Source organism: Staphylococcus sp. EG-SA-2, from assembly GCF_017152085.1.
Map to the genome: position 1 here is coordinate 1 of NZ_JACYHC010000785.1, position 1,376 is coordinate 1,376.

The window sequence follows — 1,376 nt, forward strand, 5'->3', positions numbered from 1 at the left end:
AATCATTTTAGGGCGCGATAGAATTAAACTTGAAACGCGTGCTGAAAAATTAAAAGAAGTTGAACGTCGTTCATTGCGAATCGTTCAAGTATCAGAAGAAGAACAAGACGATAATTTATAATTCAAAGCGGGTCTGGGACGACGAAATGAATTTTGTGAAAATATCATTTCTGTTCCATTCCCCTTTTTTTAGTAGCATTGTAGGATGAACTTTTAGGTTTTCATTAATGTTGTACTAAAAGATTTAATTTTTTAGTGCTCCAAGTACTTATTTATTGTATGAAGCATATTCTAAATCGAAGTTTGAAAGACTCTCATTGATTATTAAATAAAGGGTACTGCGTATGTACAATTCAAATTAATCGAAGGATGAAATAAAATGACTAATCAATTTAAAAATAAACAGTCCAAATTACATGACAGTTTAGAATCCATCACAAAAAACTTATATGCGACACCTACTTCGGAACTGCCTTTTGATAATCGATTTCTATTTAAATCTTTTATTTTAAAACGTGAAACAGGTAATATTGTTATCTATCATTCCGGACACTTAGGTGACTCCCAACAAGACATTGCATCATTAGGTGGTGTTTCAAAAGTATTGATGAATCATGATCATGAATCTATAGGAGGTTCTAATCAAGTTGAAGCCCCTTACTTTATACATGAAAATGATGTGGCTGCACTGAAACATAAGATTTCTGTTCAAAAACAATTTAGTAATCGTGTAATGTTGGATAAGGATTTAGAAGTTATTCCCGCGCCTGGACATACACCAGGGACGACACTATTTTTATGGGATGATGGTCATCACCGTTACTTATTTACTGGAGATTTTATATGTTTTGAAGGGAAGAGATGGCGTACAGTTATATTAGGTTCAAGTGATAGAGAAAAATCTATTCAAAGTTTAGAGATGGTTAAAGAATTAGATTTTGATGTACTTGTACCTTGGGTTACTATCAAAGATGAACCGTTAGTTTATTTTGTAGAAAATGAATATGAAAAACGTGAACAAATACAAAATATTATTGATAGAGTACGTGAGGGCGAGAATAGCTAATTGAAATAAATTGGCGAAGCAATGTAACGAATCTAAGAAAGCTCTAGAAAATACCTCCATGATTGATTGTCATATAAAACAAAAACGGTAATTTCTATTTATTGAGATAGAAATTACCGTTTATTTCGTGGACCTATTGCATTGTTTTCATCATGCATAATCATCATTGTCGTTGTTTGAGTCAATTTTAATTTTCAGAATCAGAAGGCTGTTCTGGAATTGGGAAATATTTGAAAATTTCACCGCTTTCAATCGCTTCGGTTAACTGTTCTAACCATTCGTAATAAACATGTGTATGATCAAGCTGAGC

At 32.3% G+C, this 1,376-nt stretch carries 2 protein-coding genes and 1 pseudogene; 2 read left to right on the forward strand and 1 reads right to left on the reverse strand.

Features of this window, described 5'->3' with window-relative positions; all coding sequences use genetic code 11:
• Both IDG60_RS22445 and IDG60_RS14245 read left to right on the forward strand, forming a co-directional pair.
• The coding region (locus IDG60_RS22445) for a hypothetical protein (RefSeq protein WP_241013376.1) at positions 1-121 on the forward strand (121 nt) is incomplete at its 5' end.
• 258 nt (positions 122-379) lie between these two features.
• Positions 380-1,066 carry an MBL fold metallo-hydrolase gene (locus IDG60_RS14245; protein WP_000184398.1) on the forward strand — a complete coding sequence of 229 codons (687 nt, stop codon included), beginning with the start codon at positions 380-382 and terminating at the stop codon, positions 1,064-1,066.
• A gap of 187 nt (positions 1,067-1,253) precedes the next feature.
• On the opposite strand, the pseudogene IDG60_RS14250 reads toward IDG60_RS14245, so the two are convergent.
• Positions 1,254-1,376: pseudogene (locus IDG60_RS14250) on the reverse strand (choline uptake/conversion transcriptional regulator CudC); the annotation flags it as partial.

Bases quoted from the DNA above. Each gene is read 5' to 3' on its own strand.
- IDG60_RS14245 (WP_000184398.1), top strand. From the start codon at position 380: ATGACTAATCAATTTAAAAATAAACAGTCCAAATTACATGACAGTTTA.